A 5,497-nucleotide genomic window follows, 5' to 3' on the forward strand; every position below is an offset into this window, starting at 1 on the left:
GGGGTGGTGCTCACCGTGCAGCGCCTTGAGTCGCTCGTTGGCCACATGGGTGTAGATCTGGGTGGTGGAGAGATCCGCATGGCCCAGCAGCATCTGCACCACCCGCAAGTCGGCGCCGTGGTTGAGCAGATGGGTGGCAAAGGCGTGGCGCAAGGTATGGGGGGAGAGCTCGCCGTTAATCCCGGCCCGCTGTGCGTAGAGCTTGATGCGGTGCCAGAAGGTCTGGCGGGTCATCATACGGGCCTGCTTGGAGGGAAACACCACGTCCGAACTGGTGCCCCCCAGCAGCAGGGTGCGAGCCTCCCGGTAGTAACGCTCCAGCCAGTGCATCGCCTCCTCGCCCATCGGCACCAGCCGCTCCTTGTTGCCCTTGCCTACCACCCGCACCAGCCCCTGACGCAGGCTGACATGCTCGGCGGTGAGCCCCACCAGCTCGGAAACCCGCAGCCCGGTAGCGTAGAGCAGCTCCAGCATCGCCTTGTCCCGCAGCTCCAGCGGGTCATCCACCAGCGGCGCACTCAGCAGGGCATCCACTTCCGCTTCGCTTAAATCGGAGGGGAGTTTTTTCGGCAGCTTGGGCCCCTCCAGCAGCACGGTCGGATCATCGCTGCGCAGCTTCTCGCGGTTGAGATACTGGTAAAAGCGGCGCAGGGCAGACAGGAAGCGGGCGGTGCTGCTCGCCGCAAACTGGTGATCGACCCGCCAGGCAAGGTAGTGCTGGATCTCGTCCATCCCCGCCAGCAGCAGCGAGCTCCCCTGCTCATCGAGCCAGAGGGAGAACTTCTCCAGATCGCTGCGATAGGAGCTGACCGTGTTGTCAGACAATCCCCGCTCCAGCCAGAGGGCGTCGAGGAAGGGTTCAATCAGGGGATGGAGGTCGGGCTTGCTCATGGTGCGCTGCAATCAGGGGATCGATGGCCCATTGTAACGCGCCAACTCCTTGGAAAGACAAGGCACTTTCATTGGAAAGATAAGCCACTTTTGCCAGGCCCCTTGTCGGGCGGTGAAGGTCGAATGGCAATCTGCTAGACTGGCCCCCTCCCCTTACGTTACCCATCGTGTTGCCCACATGGCGTCGTCCACACGAGCAAGCGAGAAGGCGCCAAAAGCAAGCGAGAAAGCGCCAACAGAGAGAAGAGCGATGAAGATTGGTCTGTTTTACGGTTCCACCACCTGTTACACCGAGATGGCTGCCGAGAAGATCCGCGCCCTCATCGGCCCCGAGCTGGTGGATATTCACAATATCAAGGATGTCTCCCTGCGCCGGATGGAGGATTACGAGATCCTGATCCTCGGCATCTCTACCTGGGATTTCGGCGAGCTGCAGGAGGACTGGGAGTCCCGCTGGGAAGATATCGGCGATCTCCATCTGGAGGGACGCATCGTGGCCCTATTTGGTCTCGGCGATCAGCTCGGTTATGGCGAATGGTTCCAGGATGCCCTCGGCATGCTGCACGATCAGCTGGTGCCCAAAGGGGTCAAGCTGGTGGGCTACTGGCCCAACGAAGGGTACGAATTCGATGCCTCCAAGGCACTGATCGACGATGGCCGTCACTTCGTCGGGCTGGCGCTGGACGATGCCAATCAATATGACCAGACCGATCCGCGCATCGAGCAGTGGGTCGAGCAGATCCTGAGCGAAATCCACGCCCTGCTCTGATCTTTACCCCTTCTCCCAAGGTGGCCACTCACCCGCTGATGTGGCCGCCCGGGCGCAGTTATCGCACCGATTTTCTCAATCGGTATCATCGCGTGACGCTATAGCGACTTTTTTGTGCTGGTCTGCAACAATGGACTCGACATCCCATAACAATCAGAGCCGGATGTCGGAAGCAAACGGACAGACCAGAAAAGGATATTCTATGACTCCATTCTCCCTGTTGGCCCCCGCCATTGCCCGTGACGTGCTCGATCACGCGCTGGCGCTGGGTGCCGATTTCGCCGAGCTGTTTGTCGAGCGCAAGCGCCGCAGCCAGCTCAGCCTGCTCTCCAGCCAGATAGAGAACATCAGCGGTGGCCTCGATTTCGGCATCGGCGTGCGCCTCTGTTACGGCCACAAGGTGCTCTACGGCTACACCAATCTGGCCAGCCGCGACGAGCTGCTGCGCATCGTCACCCTGCTGGCGGCCAAAGACCGCCGCGACCCCGTGGTGACCGCCACCGCCTTCGATTTCACCCGCCTGACCGATCGCAACCCGGTGGCCCTGCCCCTGTCGGCAGACAAGCTGCTGGAGCAGAAGATCGCCTATCTGCACGCCATGGATGCGGCGGCCCGTGCCGAGAGCGACAAGGTGAGCCAGTTCTCCGGCAACGTGCTGGGCTGGGAGCAGGAGGTGGAGATCTTCAACAGCGAAGGGTTGCAAGTCGCCGATCGCCGCCACTACAACCGCATCATGGCCCAGACCATCGCCCGGGAAGGGAGCGAGCAGAGCGTCGGCTATGAGGCACCGGGCGCCCTGATGGGGTGGGAGCATGCCGAGCGCATCGATCCGCGCGAGCTGGCCCTCACCGCCACCCGTCAGGCACTGGTGAAACTGGGGGCGGCCCCCTGCCCGAGCGGCACCCTGCCGGTCATCATGGAGAACGGCTTTGGCGGCGTCATCTTCCACGAGGCGTGCGGCCACCTGCTGGAGACTACCTCGGTAGCCAAAAAGGCCTCGGTGTTCCACGACAAGATGGGCCAGCTCATCGCCAATCCCGTGGTCAATGCGGTGGACGAAGGGCTGCAAGGCAACGTCTGGGGCTCAATCAACGTCGATGACGAGGGGATGGCGACACAGCATACCCAGCTCATCAAGGACGGCGTGCTGACCGGTTTTCTGGTGGACAGAATGGGCGCCCTCAAAACGGGCTATGCCCGCACCGGCTCGGGTCGGCGCGAATCCTACAAGTACGCCCCCACCTCGCGCATGCGCAACACCTATATCGAACCGGGCAACCATAGCCTCGACGATATGCTGGCCACCGTCGAACATGGCATCTACGCCAAGAAGATGGGGGGCGGCTCGGTACAGCCCGGCACCGGTGAATTCAACTTCAATGTGCAAGAGGCCTACCTCATCGAGCACGGCAAAATAACCAAACCGCTCAAGTCGGCCACCCTGATCGGTACCGGCCCGCAGGTGCTGAAAGAGATCTCCATGGTGGGCAGCAATCTGGCGCTGGCCGCCGGTATGTGCGGCTCGGCCTCGGGCTCGGTCCCCACTTCGGTGGGCCAGCCGGCGCTGAAAGTGGACAATATTCTGGTGGGAGGGAACGCCTGATGAGCCAGCTCGACATGAACCAACTGCTCACCCGCCTGCTCGACAAGGTGGCCGACCTCAACGCCGAGGCAGACATCATCGCCAATCAGGAGAAGGCCTTCTCCCTCAAGGCAGACAAGGGCGAGCTGGGTGAATACAAGGTCACCAGCAGCCAGCAGCTCGGTATTCGCCTGATAAAAGAGGGTCGGGTCGGCATCGCCTACTCGGAATCCCTCGATGAGCTGGCGCTGGATGCCATGCTGCAGGATGCGCTCGATGCCAGCCGCTTTGCCAAGGTTGACCCGGATCAGCGCATCCCGGTGGCCAATAGCCGGATCACCACAGATTGCGCCGAGATCAACCAGCCCGATACCACGGCGGTTGAGGAGAAGATCGCTCTGGCCCTGCGCCTGGAGTCTGACATGCTGGCCATGCCCGATGTGAGCGGCGCCCCCTACAACAGCTTCTTTGAAGGGGAGAGCCAGCTCTGGCTCGCCAACAGCCAGGGCACCCTCTGCCAGCACGGCGAGTTCAGCGTCGGCTGCTACACCTCGGCGCTGGTGGAGCGGGATGGCCGCCAGTCGATGCACTCGCAGGGGCAGTATGGCCGTCGCTTCGCCGAGCTGGATAGTCAGGCCCTGATCGAGCAGATCTACGCCATCGCCGATGGTCTGCTGCCCGGTGAAGCGGTGCCGAGCGGTCGCTACAGCGTCATCTTCAGCACCAACTGCTTCGCCAGCCTGTTCGGCTGCTTTCAGGGTGTGCTGTCGGGCAAGTGGGCCCAACAAGGGATCAACCCCTGGCGCAGCAAGGTCGGCCAGAGCGTAGCATCACGCTGGCTTACTCTGGAAAGCCGGGTCTATATGCCGGGCGGCATGAACATCAAGGCGTTTGATGGCGAGGGGGCGGCCAGCTCGGATCTGCTGCTGATTGGCGAAGGGGAGCTGAAAACCCTGCTCCACAACAGCGCCACCGCCCGCCACTTTGGCGTCGCCAGCAACGGCTCGGCCGCCCGCGGTGCCCGTAGCGCCCTCGATGTGACCGCTCGCCATCTGGTGTTCGGCGCGGGCCCCCATAGCGAAGCGGAGGTGCAGAGCGGCGACTATCTGGAGCTGGTCAAGCTGGATGGCCTTCATTCGGGTGCCGATGCGGTGAGCGGCGACTTCTCCTTTGGCGCGTCGGGCTTCCTCTGTCGCGATGGGGTGCGACTGCAGCCGGTGCGCGGCATCACGGTAGCGGGCAACTTCTACCGCCTGCTGGGTGAGCTGGAAGCGGTCGGTGACACCTTGCACCACAACGACGGCAAGGGCTTCTACGCCCCGCTTATCCGTTTTGGCGGCCTCTCCGTCGCGGGCAAGTAAACGCCTCGACGAAACCTGCAAGTAAGAAAAAGGCGCCTGATGGCGCCTTTTTGCTCGTTGTCTCTTCCGCCTTGATGGCATGACTCAGGGCGAGAGCGGCTCGCGGTGATACTCGGCGCAACCGCATTCGGGGCAGGTATCGAGCTGTTGGGGATGCAGCACGGTATGGCGCCAGCCACACTGGTCGCACACCATGACCCCAAGCCCTACCCAGTCACCCGCTTCGTAAACACCCTTGTGCTCCAGCTCGTCGGCCAGTTCCCGCCACTCCACCTGGGCGCGGTCGGTCACATCCGCCAGCCAAGACCAGGCGGTGTCTTTCAGGGCCAGCATAAAGGCAGACTCTTCCACCTGCGCACTATCGTCATGGCGCCCCTCGTCATAGTTGCCCAGATCCCGCTTCACGTACTCGGCGATGAGCGCCAGTTCGTCCTGAGTCAGGTCGCTGGCAGCCTCCAGATAGGCCTGCACCTTGGCAATCATCCGGTTGAGGCGCTCCCCCTGGAACTCTTCAGTCTCTTGCCACTGTTTTTGCAGCTCGGCAATGAAGGCTTCGTACCCTTTTTGACGTTTGTCCATGGCTCTAACTCCTCTACTAAACCCTGATCTGGCCCGGCTTAAGGCCCAAGGGACGCTGGCGGTTGTTGCCGCCGCAGGATATGGGTATTCTATTGCGATTTCCCAGCTGATTTATCTATTCATTTCACAGATCCGGATGTCACCAATGCAAGAGCAATACGTTCCCCAATCAATCGAACCAGCAGTGCAAAAGCACTGGGATGCCAAGAAAACCTTCAAGGCCGTGGAGAAGGTAGACAAGGAGAAGTTCTACTGCCTGTCCATGTTCCCCTATCCGTCTGGTCGACTACACATGGGGCACGTTCGCAACTACAC

Annotated in this window: 5 protein-coding genes; 3 read left to right on the plus strand and 2 right to left on the minus strand. The window is 61.7% G+C overall.

From position 1 onward, the window contains the following. On the minus strand, positions 1 to 891 hold an 891-nt coding region (gene xerD / locus DBR30_RS07670), incomplete at its 3' end, for a site-specific tyrosine recombinase XerD (RefSeq protein ID WP_108588278.1). 250 nt (positions 892 to 1,141) lie between these two features. Here xerD and fldB point away from each other — a divergent pair. The 3 genes from fldB to DBR30_RS07685 all read left to right on the plus strand — a co-directional run bounded on the left by fldB (position 1,142) and on the right by DBR30_RS07685 (position 4,603). Beyond that, positions 1,142 to 1,660 (plus strand): flavodoxin FldB, encoded by a 519-nt coding sequence (gene fldB / locus DBR30_RS07675; protein ID WP_075113479.1) that lies wholly within the window; start codon positions 1,142 to 1,144, stop codon positions 1,658 to 1,660. 202 nt (positions 1,661 to 1,862) lie between these two features. Beyond that, positions 1,863 to 3,263 (plus strand): TldD/PmbA family protein, encoded by a 1,401-nt coding sequence (locus DBR30_RS07680; protein WP_108542154.1) that lies wholly within the window; start codon positions 1,863 to 1,865, stop codon positions 3,261 to 3,263. After that, positions 3,263 to 4,603, plus strand: coding sequence for a TldD/PmbA family protein (locus DBR30_RS07685; RefSeq protein ID WP_108542153.1), 1,341 nt, complete (start codon positions 3,263 to 3,265; stop codon positions 4,601 to 4,603). The genes DBR30_RS07680 and DBR30_RS07685 overlap by 1 nt, the downstream gene beginning before the upstream one ends. A gap of 84 nt (positions 4,604 to 4,687) precedes the next feature. Here the strand turns inward: DBR30_RS07685 and DBR30_RS07690 are convergent, their stop codons facing one another. Next, on the minus strand, positions 4,688 to 5,182 hold the full coding sequence (locus DBR30_RS07690) for a zinc ribbon-containing protein (RefSeq protein WP_005335155.1): 495 nt from the start codon (positions 5,180 to 5,182) through the stop codon (positions 4,688 to 4,690). Positions 5,183 to 5,497: the final 315 nt, after the last annotated feature.

This window comes from Aeromonas sp. HMWF017, from assembly GCF_003061465.1.
Classification (GTDB): Bacteria; Pseudomonadota; Gammaproteobacteria; order Enterobacterales; family Aeromonadaceae; genus Aeromonas; species Aeromonas veronii.